Annotated in this window: 7 protein-coding genes; 2 read left to right on the top strand and 5 right to left on the bottom strand. The window is 54.4% G+C overall.

Going from position 1 to position 17,499, the window contains the following annotated elements; all coding sequences use genetic code 11:
* Positions 1-106: 106 nt before the first annotated feature.
* Genes BLU57_RS05250 through treS form a run of 5 tightly spaced genes read right to left on the bottom strand, consistent with a single transcriptional unit; the run spans position 107 to position 16,317 of the window.
* Entirely contained in the window at positions 107-4,075 is a 3,969-nt protein-coding gene (locus BLU57_RS05250) for a translocation/assembly module TamB domain-containing protein (protein ID WP_256206136.1), read from the bottom strand.
* Complete coding sequence (locus tag BLU57_RS05245) at positions 3,963-5,915, bottom strand: autotransporter assembly complex protein TamA (protein WP_256206135.1); 1,953 nt, start codon at positions 5,913-5,915, stop codon at positions 3,963-3,965. Before BLU57_RS05245 ends, BLU57_RS05250 begins: the two co-directional genes overlap by 113 nt.
* Positions 5,912-11,053: a malto-oligosyltrehalose synthase gene (locus tag BLU57_RS05240; RefSeq protein WP_090317373.1), complete on the bottom strand. Its 5,142-nt coding sequence runs from the start codon at positions 11,051-11,053 to the stop codon at positions 5,912-5,914. Before BLU57_RS05240 ends, BLU57_RS05245 begins: the two co-directional genes overlap by 4 nt.
* Positions 11,040-13,043 carry a malto-oligosyltrehalose trehalohydrolase gene (treZ, locus tag BLU57_RS05235; RefSeq protein WP_256334364.1) on the bottom strand — a complete coding sequence of 668 codons (2,004 nt, stop codon included), beginning with the start codon at positions 13,041-13,043 and terminating at the stop codon, positions 11,040-11,042. The genes BLU57_RS05240 and treZ overlap by 14 nt, the downstream gene beginning before the upstream one ends.
* Entirely contained in the window at positions 13,036-16,317 is a 3,282-nt protein-coding gene (gene treS / locus BLU57_RS05230; RefSeq protein ID WP_090317370.1) for a maltose alpha-D-glucosyltransferase, read from the bottom strand. The genes treZ and treS overlap by 8 nt, the downstream gene beginning before the upstream one ends.
* A gap of 484 nt (positions 16,318-16,801) precedes the next feature.
* Here treS and BLU57_RS05225 point away from each other — a divergent pair, with 484 nt between their 5' ends.
* Positions 16,802-17,332, top strand: coding sequence for an ATPase (locus BLU57_RS05225; protein ID WP_090317367.1), 531 nt, complete (start codon positions 16,802-16,804; stop codon positions 17,330-17,332).
* Complete coding sequence (locus BLU57_RS16010; protein WP_176776369.1) at positions 17,329-17,499, top strand: hypothetical protein; 171 nt, start codon at positions 17,329-17,331, stop codon at positions 17,497-17,499. The genes BLU57_RS05225 and BLU57_RS16010 overlap by 4 nt, the downstream gene beginning before the upstream one ends.

Raw genomic sequence — 17,499 nt, 5'->3', positions numbered from 1 at the left:
CGGTGGGGTCGCAATATCTTACTATCGAGTCGGATTGTGCGATTTCGATCCCGCTTGCGTTACTTCGTACTGCTACATCTTGTCTATCGATGGGTATGCTGTGTTGTCAATCAAACTGAATCGTATAGAAAAGATCCACTGCGCTGTCTTCACCCGCTTGGGTGACAACGGTCACTTTGGGCGTCAGATTGTAAGTCAATTTGGTGATACCTATCGTCGTGGCGGTTAGGCCGCGTTCGTAACTCAAGTACGCGCGCGATGAAATGCGTTTGCCGATCACGCCGATTTGTCCGCTCAAAGAGCTGCCAACGCCAGCTTGCTTGAACGTGATCTCGTCGACGCCGAGCGCTTGGGTAATCCGGTCAGTGAGACCGCTGCCGGATTGGCCGCCGAGTATCGAACCGGCAGCCGACAGTAATACCGAAGTATCGAGTCCGCTGGTGTCGGGTTTTCTACCCAGCACGATCCAGGACAGCTTTTCAGTATCGGGAACTTCCGGCGTCGACACCAGTTTCACGCGCGGGTGACGTACTGATCCGGCGATTTCGACACCGGCTTCGACTGCCAGACCCTCTCGCACCGCCAGCACATTCAGGTTCGGATCATCGAGCGAACCTTGGAAGCTGACGATGCCGCGTCTGACTTTCAAGTCCTGGCCGTATGCCTTGAATGCGGCGTCCTGGGCGGCGATGGTGCCGGTGAGCTTGAGCGGCTGATTGCCGCTGCTGCGGGCTTGCAGTTGTCCGGTTAGACGGCCTTCCAGGCCGGAAGCACGAATATAAAACTTCTCGCCTAAGTTCAGGTTCATGTCCAGGTCCAGCGCCAGTTTTTGCGGCTGTTGTGCTGACGGGGTATTCACCAGAACGATATCGTCCGGTAACGCCGGGCGGTTTTCCGGCGGTTGCATGATCAATCCCGCATCGGTTTGTAGGCCGCCGGTGACGCTGAGACGGTTGTTTTGCAAGTGGATGGCGCCTTGGCCGGAAGTGACGATCCAGTAATCGGTTTTATGCGCAAGCGGCAGCCGGTCGAGGGAGAAATCGAGCTGACCCGAGCTGCCGGTTAATCCGATCTTGCCGCTGACAGTCAACGAACCAGCCGTATCCTGCAGAGCCAGATCGCGGAACAGGCGGTTGTCCGGCGGCGCTGCATGGGGACTGGCAAAATGCAACCGGTCGATGTGCAAATTCGCTTGCTGAAAACGCGCGGCCAAAGTACCTTGCTGCAAGCGAATTCCTTGTTCCAGTAAAGCCAGGCTTAAATTCGTGCCGGCAACCGTGCCGTGGATATCGGGTTGCTGCAAGGTACCGTGGATACCGGCCTGGACCCGCAATTCGCCATCGGCGCGCAGATTATTACCGGATGCGTTGAGCCATTTCAAGCTGGTGAGGGTGGCGTGGATATTACCCTGCAGTGGTGATTCCTTGGCAGTGGACCACTGTGTTTTCTTTGACGGCAGCATCAGCGCTAATTCCGCCTGAACGCTCCCCAGCGCTTCGCTGTTCAGCGCGAATTGTCCGGACAGGTTTCCGTGCCGTGCGGTTGCTTGCAGTTGCAATTGCTGCAATCCCAACCGTTGCGGCACATCGCCGGGCAAAGTCCAGTCGCCGCGTTCGCGTTGAATGTGCAATTCGCCGGTCAGTTGCGCGGCGGCATCGAACTGCCAGCGGCCACCCAATTGCAGCGGAGCGTCTTTTGCGTGCGCCGGTGTGTCGGGCAACAGTGCAATGCCGGTGAAATCGCCGCGGGTTTTCCAGCTACTGGGCGTCCAGTGCAATTGCTCGATACGGACCGATCCGCTGGAAATCGACAGTGCTGCATCGTTCAGCGAAAACAAAGTGGTGCTGGCCGCGAGTGCCGCCGGTGCCAGCAGGCGAACCGGCATGTTCCCGGTGGCGGAGAGCTCGGTCAACTGACCCTGCCAGCGCGGCGGTAGTCCCGGCTTTGCAGGACTCAAGCTGCCGCTTGCCGCCAATTGAACGGCGGTATCTTTATTGATATTGGCGTTGACCGCCAGACGGTGACCCGCGGTTTTACCGTCGAGGATAGCGGATAACTGCTTGATCGTTGCTTGTTCGTGCGCGCGGTAAGTCTCCACGGCAAGGTTCAGTGCAATGGTGTCTTTTTGATGCCATCGTGCGCTGGCGGAAATGCCCGAGAGTTTTTGTTTGCCGGGTAATTCCAGTTGTTTGCTGGTCAATTTCCAATCGAGATCGGGCGCTTGCATCGTGCCGCGGAAAGTAAGCTGTGTCTGCAAGTCGCCAGATACACCCAAACCCAGTTGTGCCAACGCTGGGGCATTCACTGTCAGTTGGACATCGTGCTGTTCGCCGTCCATGCGGCCGTGCGCGAGCAGCCGGTTTGAACCTGCCAGCAATTCGGCCTTGCCACTGAAGCGGCCGGTACCGGTGAATGCGATTTCACCCGAACCGTTGACCGGCGATTTCGCCAGACGGCTGTTGTGAATGGCATAGGTTAAAGTACCACTAACCATTGGCAGCAATTGACCGGATACTTGTAGGGTGGCGTTCAGGCTGGAATCGGCGGTCTGAATAAAATCCGCGCTGTTGAAATTGATCAATGCTCCCGACACGTCAAACATTTGTTCTCCGGTCAGTTGCAGTTTGCCTTGACCAGTCAAGCGCGAGCGGTTGCGTTGCAAATTGAATTGTTCGAGTATGAGTTCATCGGCGTCACGGGTAATTCCGGCAGTTAAACGCAGCGACCCGTCGCGCAGATCGGCGCGGGCGGATTGCTTGTCCGCATCGCCGGTGAGCTCGATCTTGCCCGAGATAGCGGCGCTTTGCAGTCGAGTGTCCAATTGCTGCGGATCGATCCGCTCGACTGCCAAGTCCGCTGTGAGGGTGTGCTTGTTCCGATCCCAAGCCAACGGTCCGCGCACAACGCCACCTTTTCCGGATAACGCGCGAATCTCCGGCAGCGCCAGCAATTGAGAAGAAATCAGTGCGCGGGCATGGATGGCCGACAGCGGGATGCCGCCTTGGTCGAGCGGTGCGGGCGCATGATTTTCGATGTCGATATTACCTGTCAATTGTCCGGCCTCATTTTGCGTCAACTGTGCCGACACCGACAGCTTCGCTTGCGGCGCATTTGCCGCAAAATCACTCGGATTCCACTGTTGCAGGATGGCGTGTAGTTGCGTAACCGGGTTTGCGGCAAACGGTTGTAATTGCGCTTGCAGTGTCATATTGGTTGCGGGCGGGCGGCTGGCGGATTGAATCGTGAGTTGATTCAAATTGCCGGTGACGGTTGTGTCGATACCGCCCCATGAACCGGCAGCGATAGCGCCAATACGCGCATTCAGTGCAAACGGCGCGTTGCCGTCAAGCTCCGCTTGCGATTCGACGGTTGCCCACGGTGTGGTGAAATTCAGTTGCTTGAGCTGGTGATGCTGGCCGTCGCTTTCCAGTGTCAGCGCTAAATCGGTGATTACCGGTGCGGCATCTTCCTGGGATGCCGCATTGAGATGGATGGCATCGGCAGTCATGCTTGCAATCGATAATCCGAACGGCAGCAGTAAGCTATCCGGCGGTTGCGGAGCGGAAGGTGCGGTGTCAATCGCGTGCTGATCGATGTGGATCGACGCCAGCGCCAGCCGCTGGATACTGATCTGCCGGTGAAACAATTGCGCCGGATCCCAGCGCATGTGGAGATTCTGTAGCGTTAGCGACAGTTCAGTGTTGTTGAAATGAATAGTTTCAATGTGCAAGTCTTGCAGCGTGCCGTGCACACCGGTCAACCGGATCATGCCGCCGCCCCAACGATTAGCAGCGGCGGCGGCCGATTGCAATCCGGATGCGCTGTACAGCAACCAGTAACCGGCGGTGGCCGTCAGTGCCAGCAAAAGCACTAAGCCGATCGCCAGCTTGCGATAGCGCTGCGCGGCTTTGGGTGGAAGCGGGTTTTTAGTGTGTTGATCGATCATGAACGGCTTTACCTTATCAAAAAGCGACAGCCATTGAAAAATGCACGCGTAGCGTGCCGGTTTCGTGGGCGCGCGCCAGATCGAGCGCCAGCGGACCCGCCGGACTGCGCCAGCGTACTCCCGCGCCATAGCCGAGAAACATGCGCATGTCTTGCCAGCGATCGGCCGCGCTGCCAATATCGGTGAATGCTGCTGCGCCCCATTGCTGCGTCAGCCAATGCGTATACTCGGCGGTGCCGGTCGCCATGACCCGGCCACCGACCACGGCGCTACCTTCGTGCACGCCGATGCTTTTAAAATCATAACCGCGTAGTGACTGGATACCACCGGCGCGAAACAGATATTCCTGCGGAATGCCGAAGCGCGACGAGGCCAATGTATAACCGGCCTCAGCCCGCAGGAAAAATGTATCGCGCGCTCCCACCGGCCACCAGCTTTGATGGCTGACATAAGTGCGGATGAAATCCTGATCCGATAGTAATTGTCTGATGCCGCCGCCGACGCGTACTTCGGTAATATCGCCGCGCCGGACATTGACCGGATCATCGACGATCAGCCGCCGCCAGCGCCAATCCAGTACCAACGCCTGGTTGATCTGATCGTTCGCACCATCGGGTTTTTTATGCTCGCGTTGCCAATTCAAACCGAGCTGCATAACCGTCGTCGCGGTCTGGTAATTACGCGTCATACCGATTTTTTGCACATCGGTTTTCAGACCTGCGATATCCGTCATCTGCAGGCTGGCGCTGAGCGAATGATTGATATTGTTTTGATCGGGCAGGGTGTCGATTCCTGCTAGAAACGTTTGCCGCTTTTGTTCGAGACGCAGCAGGCTGGTGAGATTCCAGGCTTGATCGAGAAAATTATGATGGCGGTAATTGATTTCGCCACGCGCGCCATTGTTCGAGCTGTAACCGGCGCCGAAGGCAAAACGCTGCGCTTGCGCTTCCGTCAGCGCGACTTGAACCGGCGCTGCTTGATGCAGTGCGATGTCCGGCGAGATGCTGACCGATACAGTACTGAATTGTGGCGCTTTCTGCAGCAGGATTTGATATTGATGCAGCAAATCGCGCTGATACTCATCACCCGCTTTGAACGGCGCGAGCCGGGTGATCAGTGTTGCATCGTAGCGTTGCAAGCCGGTGATCCGGATATCGCCGAAGTAGAACACCGGCCCGGAATCGACGGTAATCACCAGATCCGCGCGTGCCTCGCCGGGGTCGACGCTGGCTTGGCTGGCGGTGATCGTTGCTGCGGCGAATGCCCGTTGTGTCAGGTCAGCGATCAACGCCGATTTGGCCTGCTCCCAAATGGCGGAGCGGAACGGCTGCCCGGCGCTGAGAGGCCAGGCGGCGCGCAACCGTTCGATGCGCTTGCGGTGGTTTTCATCGCCATTGGCAATGTCACCGGAAAATTCAATCGTGACCGAACCGACGTGTGTTAGCTCGCCGGGATCGACTGTGATTTCGGCAGTCTTGGTTAAGGTTTGTGCGGATTGCTGCGCGATGGACACGCTAGGGTTGAAGTAACCTTCAGTTGCCAGGATGTCGCGAATTTCCTTTTGCACGCGGTGCAGAAAGAGTAATTCATCGTAGTCGCTGGCAAACGGTTCCTGGGGGAGTTGAATGTATTTTTGCAGCATTTCCTTGACCGGATCCGGCGCCGATAACGTGACGATCGCCGGATTGCCGGATGATCCCGATGTTTCCTGGGCCATCGCCGGGAGGGGAAAAGCGCTGGTTAGTATTAACAGCGCAATCCAATGCAATCGGTATTTCAGAAAAGTAGTCAGCAATTGAGAATTAGAGCGATGAGTTTCCGGTGATGAGAAAATTTGCCGCTGCTTTACAAATGGATTGATGGTATTGAGATTGATAGCAGCCAAAGGGTTCCATCGCGCCAGCGAATGACTCAGCCATTTGCCTGGTAGCCTGTAAATTGCTTGATTGCCGCAATCCGAACCGGTCACCGGAAGTCAATTCGCACTAACGCGACCGGAAATGACACTAACGCCTGGGCCGCTGCCAATGAGACCATACCATTGATTTCAGTGATCGGTACGGTTTCGCCTGTTAGCAGATTCAAACCGTGATTTTTTACCGCCGGGCTGGGTTGCATTATTTCGATCCAGGTCGCGTTACCCCATACTGCTTCACCCAATGGTAATTCTGTATTCGCGGCTGTGATCAACCGGGAAAACCAGCGTGGAGCGATAACGATCAGTCTGATTTCTCCCGTTTGCCGCATGAAGGCGCAGATGTGTTCCCTGTGTTCACCCGAGACGGACAGCGGCAGGTAAGCGCCGTCCTGGAAGACGGTCGGCCATTGCTTGCGGATTTGCAGCAATTGCCAGGTTAAATACAATTTGGCCCGTCCATCAGCTAAGTGATCGAGTAATTGCCGTACTACAGAAGCTAGCTGGTTTTGTGGAACGGTGGTGGATTTCTTGATGTGTTCCAGCAATTGCAGCCGCTGCGTGAAATCGACTGGACGCCGGTTATCCGGGTCGACCAAATTCAATTCCCACAGCTCGTTGCCCTGATAAATATCGGGAACACCCGGAACCGACAGCTTGAGGAGGGTCTGGCTCAGAGAATTGAACATGCCGCAGCGCGCGATATGCCGGTTGAAATCAATGAAATCGGCGAGGAAAGCATTCGTTCCGGCGGGATTTGTGATTTTTCGGATGAAGTTCAGCAATCCGTCTTCATAAACCGTATCGGGATTGAACCAGTTGGTATGTTGTTTGGCTTCGCGTGCGGCTTTGATCATGTACGTTTCAAGACGCGCCAGCAGCGCATCATATTCGTTCGCGGCAAGCGTTACCGGCGGCCAGATGCCGAGCATTGTTTGATACAACAAATATTCATCATTGGCGCTGGGTATTTCGTGATGTTCCACCACTCGTTTTTTATTCCGGTTGAGCCGCCGCCAGCGCCGCACCTGCTGGTTCCATTGTTCGGGAATTTCGGACAACACATTGATGCGCATGCGCACATCCTCGCTGCGCTTGCTGTCGTGGGTAGAAGTATTGAGCATGGCATGAGGCCAGTGCTCCAAGCGTTTAAGATTTTCCGCATGAAATGCTTTGACCGATGTGCCGAAATGCCGCGGATCGCTACCTACTTCATTAAGTGAAATCAACCGGTGATAGAGATAAAAAGCCGTGTCTTCACAGCCTTTCGCCATTACCGGGCTGGAAACTTGCTGGAATTTCATGGCAAAAGCGGTAATCGCCGCATGATAGGATGCATCCGCATTCTTTGCCGCATCGAGCAGCAAGACATTGCTGATGAAATCGAAAATGCTGGTATCCTGGGTTTGCGCTCTTTTCTTCGCGATGGCGACCGCCCACTCCACGTAGCGCCGGTCCAGTTCCGCCACATGGCCGTCGCGGATGTACGTGCGGTAAACTGGCAGATGGGCGATGACTTCAGTCAGGGCATGACGCAGATGATTGGTTGTGAAATCACGCGTGTGCGGGCGCATTTCGCAAATGTGGCTGAGCTGGCCGGCCAGAACGTTGAGCTCACTGGCCATCGCATGTTTCATGATTTGGTGTTTGCAACGATACACCAGTTCGTCAAAATCGGTTTGCGTCCGGGTAAAGGCGCGATAAGTCCGGTTGAGCATGGTCTGGGCTTCGGGATCGATGAACAATCCGTTGATCAGGCGGCAGAACTCATAACCGGTGGTGCCGTGAATGGACCAATCCTGCCGTAATGGCTCATGTTCCGCGAGAATTTTTTCCGCCACGATATAAACCGGCTGCTCGCCGGTTTGTGCCGGTGACCGGATGGCGACACGGTCTTGCAGCCGCTGAAAATACTGCTGTGGATCGTACAAGCCATCCGGATGATCGATTCGCAAGCCGTCGATTTTGCCTTCGGCGATCAATTCCAATACCAGTTGATGTGTCGCCTCGAACACATGACAGTCTTCCATGCGCAATGCAGCCAGATCGTTGATGTCGAAGAAGCGCCGGTAATTGATTTCGTCGGACGCGACGCGCCAATTGGCGACTCGCCACGATTGCGCTTCAAGCAATTCATGCAATAAATTGGATGACGCAGGATGATCCGGTGTACCGTTGTAATCGCCAATCGTATCCTGAATCATCTGCCGGACCGGTAATGATACATTCGCCAGCATCGCTAGGCGGCGTTTCAGCAATTCTTGGTCGCGATGCCGTTCGAGGATGGTATCGGGGGCTGTGATGCCGCCAGCGGGCAGATTGGCGAAGGCGGTAATTAAACTGGCGAGTTCTTGCAAATCGGGGTGATCCGGCCGTAATTGCCCTTCCAGTAATGGCAGGCGATGCCTGAGCAACCGGCAATATTCGCGTGGCGTGACCGGTAAGCGATGCTGGAAATACCACACACTGAAATTGCCGTTTGCTTCATCGAACAGGAGCGTCAATTGACCACTTTCCAGCGTATCGCCGTATGACTGGCCGAGAATAGGCAGCAGCACTTTATGGTGCAGTTCCGGTTTTAGCGGGTGCCAGTCGATGTCGAAAAATGGCGCATAGATTGAAGCAAGGCCATTTTCCAGAACATCGAGCCACCATCGATTGTCTGCTCCCATGACGCCCATGTGATTGGGAACCAGATCCATGATTTGTCCCATGTCATGAGCATGCAATGTAGCGCATAAGGTATCGAATGCTTCTTTGTCGCCGATCTCGGGATTAAACAGGTGATGATCGACGATGTCGTAACCGTGACTGCTGCCGGGGCGTGCTTTGAGATAGGGAGAGCAATACACATGACTGATGCCCAGCTGCGCCAGATAGGGCACGATTTGCGCCGCTTGCGCGAAAGTGAATGCCTGATTCAGTTGCAGACGGTAAGTTGCTAGCGGGATGCGCAAGTGCCGCTCCGGTTTGGGGTGGCTGCGGATGCGCGGCCGCTCGTGCCGCATTGCCGCGATGAATGTCTGTATTTTGCGATCGGCTATGTAAGTTTCGAAATTGGTAGGCAGTTTGCGGCGCCAGTTCGGGTGTTGCGTAGTCGTTGATGGAATATTGATTTGATCCAGTACTTCGAGGATGTCTTCGATTTGTACCATCAGAATCTTGGCAGGGCTGCGCGCCAAATAACTGTATACCGACTGGATGAATTCCGGAGATGCGGACGGCAGCGAGACCGGATTGACTGTTAAGCCATCCGGTAGCAATCCGGCTTGTTCCAACCGCAGCAATAAATAGGCGCGCTCCTGGGCGCGTCCGACCACCTGTTCCCGGCGCGCTTCTTCCGAACTGAATAGTTGCAGAGCGGTGCGCTGCATGATGTCGCGTCCTGCCCAATAACCCGGCAATGTCGGCAGATCGTGCGTGGTGACGGCAGTGAGGGCGTGCGCGGGATAATTATCCGGCAGCACGAAGTTGCCGCCGGGTTCTTTTTCCAGAATCAGCAAACGATATGACAGGATACCTCGCAGCGGCAAGGCGGCGGTAACTTCTTCCGGCACGGTGCCGAGATCCTCGCCAATGACCAGGCACTGATTACGCTGACTTTCAAGCGCTAGAATGCCGAGCAGGTCATCGAACGGAAATTGAACATAGGCGCCTTCGGCGGCCGTGCATCCAGCGGGAATCCAATATTGACGCATAAGTCCCATGACATGATCGATGCGCAACGCACCGGCATGGCGCATGTTGTGCCGTAGTACACGGATGAAAGCCGCATACGCTGTTTCGCGCAGACGATCGGGTAGAAACGGCGGCAATCCCCAATCCTGGCCGAGTTGATTGTTCAATTCCGGCGGTGCGCCGATACTGGCGCCGGATGCGTAAAGCGCTTGATTGGCCCAGGATTCCGCGCCGCCGCCATCCACCGAAACCGCCAGATCCAAATACAGACCGATGCCAAGCCCCAGTTCCAGCGATCTCATGCCAACCGCTGCAAGTTGCAGATCCGCTTGCCACTGCAAGTAGGAAAAAAATTCGAGGCGGCCGCGGTGATTTTCCGCGAATTGCCGTACCTCGGATGATTGCGGATTGCGATAAGGTTCCGGCCAAACTGGCCAGCCCCAAACGGCTGGGTCCTGCCGGTGAAAAAATTCCTGCAATGCCTCGAACAGCGCATGCTGATGCAAATCATCGCCCTCGCGGCGCTGAAATGCGCGAAATGCTTCGGCGCGGCTGCTGTCCGGTTGCAGATGATGTGCGCAGAAATGCTCAAACAGCATTTCCAGCAACGGCAGTTTGAGCGTGGCTACTCCGGCATAATCCACCAGTTCGGATGACCGCAGTCCCTCCAGACGGGTTTGAAATTGGGGAGTTCTCAGGATCGCGCGAGCTTCTTCGCATTCGTGAAAATCGGTGACTGCTTCGACATCCAGATAAAGAATGTTGAGAAACAAACGGCTCGACGGGCTATAAGGACTCGCATGTTCCGGGTTATACGGGAACATGGCGTGTACCGGATTAATGCCGATGATGTCGGCATCCTGTGCCGACCAGTGTTCCAGAATTAAGCGTAAATCGGTAAAGTCACCGATACCCCAATGCCGTTCTGAACGCAACGCATATAGCTGTACGGCCAATCCCCAGACGCGGTTTTCATTGCTGACGGCCTGCGGTTGATAGCAAGTGGCGGGGACGATGATAAGCGATTGTTCCGCGCAAGGTTCTGCCGCATGGAAGAGCTCCAGGCGATGATAACCGCATGGTAGTTGCGGCGGTAAATCCAGCTGCCACCGGGTGTGACGGTTTTTTGCGATTCTTTTGGCGGCGAGCTTGGGTAATGCCGCAGGGTCGAATTGCCCTTGCAATATTTCATGATTTTCAAGATGCAGGCGCCATGTCCAGATTCCGGTTGCCAGATCGTCCGGCAAGGTGACGGACACCCAAGCCGGGTGTTCTTGCGTGATCACCGTAACAGGTTTCAGGATACGTTGCCATGGCTGCAATTCGTGCGCTTTAATGGCGGATGCGATGCGTTGCGGGGTGGATACATCGAATCCCATCGCCTTTAGCAGCTTGCGCTGTGTTTCCGGCCGGGTGAAATGCGGCTGTTGCCAATTGTCGGAATAGACCGGCAGGATACCGGCCAGGCTGCTGAGACGCGCTAATAACGCTAATTCATCGTTATCTTGATTCATGGGAATCTTTCAGATACAGGGCAGCGGAAAATGCAGGCAGCATTCCGGGCGCTGGGTTGGATTGTCCGGATTGATCGTGACTCGAAAAAAGCAGCCGTCCTGGTGGAAGGTGGGAAATTTTGACGGGAACATCGCCGAGATTGACAGTAATGGTGAGCTTTCCGTGACCGGTGAGCTGCCAGGCGGCTTGCAAAGCATGTGATGTCAGAATTTCAAAACAGCTGCCGGTGATACTGGGCAAGAGCGGCACGATTGTTTGCAAACGCAAAGCCAGTAACGTCCGGTAGAGCATCAGCCATGCGCGGTGCGGCGGATCGTTTTGCGTTTGCCAGTTTAGTTTTGCCAGTAAAAATGTGCTTGCGTCACAAGGATCGGGAATTTCTTGCAGCCTATGTGGATCGTGAAAACCTGAAAATTGCGCGAATTCCCTGCGTCTGCCGGTCGTGACAGCTTGAGCGAGTTCGCCGGTGAAGCCGCAAAAGAAAGGAAACGGCTCGCGCGCGCCCCATTCTTCCCCCATGAACAGCAGCGGTACCGATGGCGACAGCAGCAGCAAAATCACAGCGGCACGCAATGCTTCGGGCGGGACCTGTGTTGCCAGACGCTCGCCAAACGCGCGGTTGCCGATCTGATCGTGGTTTTGCAGAAACCAGACGAAAGCTGATGCGGGCAGGTGCGCGCTGGGTTCGCCGCGCGGTGTGCCATGACGATAAATGGAGACTTCACCTTGATAAGCAAAACCTTCGGTCAAGCAACGGCCCAAATGTAGAATGGGATTGTCGGCATAATCCGCGTAATAACCGTCACGCTCGCCGGTCAACAGCACATGACAAGCATGGTGCGCATCGTCGTTCCATTGCGCAGTGAATCCGGTGCATTCGCCTGACCGGTTGCGTTGCAGGTAATGCGCCGCATTGTGGTCGTTTTCCAGGATGAGGTGAATGTGGCGGTTTGCGCCGAGCGTTGTATGGACTTGCTGCGCCAGTTCTTCCAAGAAGTCCGGTTGACTATCGTCCATGATGGCATGCACGGCATCCACCCGTAATCCGTCGAAATGGTATTCTTCCAGCCAATAAAGCGCGTTGTGGATAAAGAAATCGCGGACGATGCGGGAATATTCGCCGTCGAAATTAATCGCTTGACCCCAAGGCGTCTGATGGCGATCGGTAAAAAACTGCGGCGCGTAGCAGTGCAGGTAATTGCCTTCCGGTCCGAAATGGTTGTACACGACATCGAGCAGTACCATCAATCCGTGGCGGTGCGCGCTTTGCACCAATCGTTTCAAATCGCACGGAGTGCCGTAAGTGCTGTCCGGCGCAAATAATAAAACACCGTCATAGCCCCAATTGCAACGGCCTGGAAAACCGGCAACCGGCATCAATTCAATGCCGGTAACACCGAGATCGGCGAGGTACCCAAGTTTTTGCTCAATTGCGGAGAAAGTGCCTTGCGGCGTGAAAGCGCCGGTATGAATCTCGTAGATGACCGCTTCTTCCCAGGGGCGGCCATGCCATTCGCCGTCACACCAGTCAAACGCCGCAGGATCGATTAACTGACTGGCGGCGTGCACATCATCGGGATTGTAGCGGGATGCCGGATCGGGAACCCGCATGTCATCGTCGATCTGAAAAGAATACCGGCTATCCGCCAGAACCGGCTGGCAAGTCTGTTCATACCAGCCGCCGCCAATTGCCTGCATGGGGCGCGGCCTATCGTTATCGATCAGCAGTTCAACGCGCCGGGCGGTTGGTGCCCAGAAATTAAAGCGCACGGTATCCTCGGTCATGAATTCGGCGCCAAACGGCATGCGGTGTTGTCTTTTCATATAAGTGCGGACCGGATTCCGGTCACGTTCATTGTTTATCGGCGGCCTGTATGCTGGCTGATTTCGTGTTGGCCAGTTTGTTTTGGATTGGTGCTGAACCGGGGTGGTGATGTTGCATTTACCGGTTTGTTCGAGTAGTGGATTCGGTCGATTTGACTTATCCATCGCCTATAGAAAATAGTGCGGTTTGCTCAATCAAGTCAAGCAGAATCAGCGCAGAAGCTTCCATCAACGCTGCTTCATCATTGTCCATATCATTGATTTCAGAAAATAATTTTTCCATTAAAAAAAATTGAAGCAAATGCCCGGTCAATTCCGGTTCACCGGGATGTGTACAGCAACCGGCGATTGCACTGCAATATCCGCCAAGGAAAGCTTCCGCGGAAACCGTCAGCCACAACCGCACGCTGGCTGCAAATAATTCGCCGTGCCCGGCGTATTCGGCCAAATGCCGCTGTTGCGCTTGTGATGCGGCCAAGCAAAGCGAAAAGCACAAGCTCGCGGCATCGGCTATTGGCAGCTTTTTCGAGCGCCGTGCTGCCAATGGCAGATCGGGATCACCTTCGAAATCGGTAATGACAAAGTCGTTATGCGCCATCAATATTTGATCGAGATGGAAATTGCCGTGGATGCGGCTGACAACCAACCGGCGGGAACGGGATTGCAGCGCTGCAAGGTGCCCGGCTATTCTGCCGCAGACGTCACGTAGCCGTTGAACAGTATCCGGTGCAAGCGGATGAGAACCAGTCTCAAGAATCGTGCGCAATGGTTGCAGTTGCGCTAAGAATTCACTGAATGGCACGGCTTCCGGATCGAACGCGGAATCTCCAGTAGTTTTGGCAAGCGCGGAATGCAAACCGGCCGTGCACGTGCCAAGCGAGGTCATTTGCGATTGATAACCGGCGTGTAGCGACGGCTCGCATGCTTGATCCGGTTCATTGATGCAGGACTTGAGGCAGCGATCCAGATATTCCTGAGTGTAATCCCACATCGTGCCCTGGTTAGGAATATAGCGGTGCAGCACCGCAATGGCTGTTGTGCTGTCTCCACTTTGATATTCCAGGCTGCCGGCAAAGGGCGCAACATTTTCGCACGGCGATACTTCGGTCAGGAAGCGTCCGATTTCGAGTTCCGGATTAATCCCTGCTTGTATCCGGCGGTAAATTTTCAGAATAAGGCTCTCGCCGTAGACGATGACAGTATTGCTTTGTTTTACCGCTGGCCGGTTGATCGCGAGCGCTTCCGGCAGTTCCGCGAGTGCGGAGATATTGGCGAAAACCATCTCGCCGGATGCGAATGGCAGGCGCGTTGCCGCATGAATGCCATCAAGCAGGAATTGGCAGAATGCATCTTCTCCGATGGCATCGTAGAGAATGCCTTCGCGCGCGCGCTGCCTGACTTTGGCTAACATCCAGGGGGATAAGGCATGGTATTGCTGGTCGACGGTTTCACCGAGCAGCAATCCGAGCGGCAGGAAAAAGGTTTGCGCGATATCCGTATCAAACTGGATATTAATCAATAAGGGCAGCCAGCTTCTACCGTCAGCCGTTTTCCAGGAATGATGCAAATCGAGATTCAATTGATCGATCCGGTGTCCGGCACCCGTGTACCAACGCTGAGATGCAAGGAATTGAGGCAGAATTACTTTTTCCAATTGTTGCCGGGTTTTGCTTTCGAGCACGCTGCTGACCTCTCCGGCGGGTTTGGTGATGAACGCCGCCAATAAGCTTTCAGGCAAGACCAGCACCGGCATTTCTTCGCGCGGCAGCTTATCGATGTGCCAGACAGGCGCTGCAACATCAGCCGCCAGCCGGAACCAGTAAAAACCGTAACCTGGCAAACTCAGCAGGTAAGGTAATTCACCAATCGCTGGAAAAGCGGTGCGTCCGAGCAATTCCACCGGTACGCGGCCTTTAAAAGCGGCAAGCTCGAGTTCCACCGGCTGGGCGTTGTTCGCCAGATTAGCGACACAAAAAATGCACTCATCCTGATACTCACGCAAATAGGCGAGTATCTTGCGATTGCCGGGGTGCAGGAATGTCATCGAGCCCCGTCCAAATGCCTTATGGCCTGTACGCGTCACGATCAGCCGCCGCATCCAGTTGAGCAGTGAATTGGCGCTGCGGCACTGCGCTTCGACGTTAATCGCTTCATAGCCGTACAGCGGATCCATGATAGGCGGTAAATAAAGCCGCTGCGGATCGGCCCGGGAGAATCCGGCATTCCTGTCGGGGCTCCATTGCATCGGTGTGCGCACCCCGTTGCGGTCGCCGAGATAGATGTTATCCCCCATGCCGATTTCATCGCCGTAATAAATAATGGGGGAACCCGGCATGGAAAGCAGCAAGCTGCATAGCAGCTCGATTTTGCTGCGGCTGCCGTCCATCAACGGCGCCAGCCTGCGGCGTATGCCCAGATTGATGCGCGCGCGCGGATCGGTTGCGTAAGTGTCATACATATAATCACGTTCACGATCGGTAACCATTTCCAGGGTTAATTCATCGTGATTACGCAAAAATACCGCCCATTGGCAATTCTCCGGAATCTCGGGAGTCTGGTCTAAAATTTCAGTGATCGGATGGCGATCTTCTTGCGCTACTGCCATGAAAATTCTCGGCATCAGCGGAAAATGAAAAGCCATGTGGCATTCATCGCCGTCACCGAAGTATTCACGCACATCTTCCGGCCATTGATTGGCTTCCGCGAGGAAAACGCGGTCTTGGTAGCGGTTATCCAAGTCGGCGCGCAGCTGCTTGATGACAGCATGAGTTTCCGCAAGGTTTTCATTGTCCGTGCCTTCACGCTCACACAGGTAAGGAATGGCATCCAGACGCACGCCGTCGACACCCATGTCGAACCAGAAACGCATGGCGTGCAGTACAGCATCGATAACATGCGGATTGTCAAAATTCAGATCAGGCTGGTGCGCAAAGAAACGGTGCCAGTAATAAGCTTTTGCTTCTTCATCCCAAGCCCAGTTGGATTTCTCGGAATCGGTAAAAATGATGCGGGTATTCTCGTAGCGTTTTACCGTATCGCTCCATACATAAAATTCCCGTTCAACCGATCCCGGCGGCGCTTTACGCGCGGCTTGAAACCACGGGTGTTGATTCGAAGTGTGGTTTATCACCAGTTCGGTAATTATCCGCAGATGACGTTTGTGCGCTTCTTCCAGAAAATATTTGAAATCATCCAGAGTGCCGTAATCGGGGTGGATATCGTGATAATTGGAAATGTCGTAACCGTCGTCGCGCAAGGGGGAGGGATAAAATGGTAATAACCAAAGCGCATTGATACCGAGATCTTTCAGGTAATCCAACTTGGAAGTCAAACCGGGAAAATCGCCGATACCATCGCCGTTACTATCGCAATAGGCGCGCACATGCAATTGATAAATAATGGCGTCCTTGTACCATAACGGATCTGCTGTGTTATCCATAATTTCCTCAGAGAAGTTTCAGCTTGCCGGGTGGCGGTGTTAATGCCGGTGCCGTGCCACCCGCCACCGATCAATCGCAAGGTAGCCCAATGGTCAAGTTGATGGCTTAGTTCCGTAACATCCTGTTTATTGGTTTTTTATTAGAGAGGCCGGAAAATGCAGAGAATCTTTGAAATTACCGGCTTATTACTAATGCGAGTGATACAAAGTTGAATTGGTTCAATCCGGAATAATAGAAGAGTAGAAAAGTGCTGGAAAAACAGTGCTCAAAAAAATCTGTCATTCAAGTCCGATGCAGGGCGGTGTGGGGTTGTGCTCCGCTCAATGAATTCCAAGATAGGAAGGTGAGCCGTGTGGTGGCGGGATCGCAATGGGTTACGTCTTATAAGTGGGCCTCGTGCATTGGGCGCAGATATTTTGCGGTCATGATAATATCGCCGGTATGAATGCAATCCGTTGATAAAGCTAGGTAGGAGCTTGTGGCGTGAGTGATACATACCAGAAAAAGATTATCATCATCGCCGGACCGAATGGTGCTGGGAAAACTACTTTTGCCGAGGAATTTCTGCCGAAAGAAGCTGCATGTCCGGCTTTTATCAACGCTGATCTGATAGCGGCTGGATTGGCTCCCTTTAGGCCGGAAACGGCAGCTTTCCGGGCAGGTAGATTGATGCTGGAAGAAGTTTTCAACCATGCCCGGCGCGGGGAGAATTTTGCCTTTGAAACAACGTTGAGTGGCAGGATATACGCCGGATTGATTCCAAGTTGGCAAGCCAATGGTTATGCCGTCAAGTTGTTTTTTCTTCAATTAGTTTCCCCGGAGCTGGCAATCGCTCGAGTCCGGCAACGGGTTCGCGAAGGCGGTCACAACATTCCGGAACCGGTGATCCGGCGGCGGTTCACGGCAGGGTTACGGAATTTTTCCAATCTTTACAAACCCATCGTGGACGAATGGGCGCTTTATGACAATTCCGGTAGAGAACCAAAATTGATTGATGAAGGCATGAAAACATGAGTGATCAGACTGCAAATTCGAATAAGAAGCAAAAACAACGCGACCCAGACTTAGCTGCGGCCGAGATCGCTATGAAGCGGGCTGCTCAAAGAGCGCGTGAACGGGCCAAACGTATTGGAGCGGGTGTTATGGTTCTGAAAGATGATCGGATTGTGGAAGAGAAATAG

The sequence above is a fragment of the Nitrosomonas oligotropha genome (assembly GCF_900106555.1).
GTDB classification, from domain to species: domain Bacteria; phylum Pseudomonadota; class Gammaproteobacteria; order Burkholderiales; family Nitrosomonadaceae; genus Nitrosomonas; species Nitrosomonas oligotropha_A.
The sequence above is the reverse complement of the archived record's forward strand: the minus strand, read 5'-3'. Positions and strand labels throughout refer to the sequence as shown.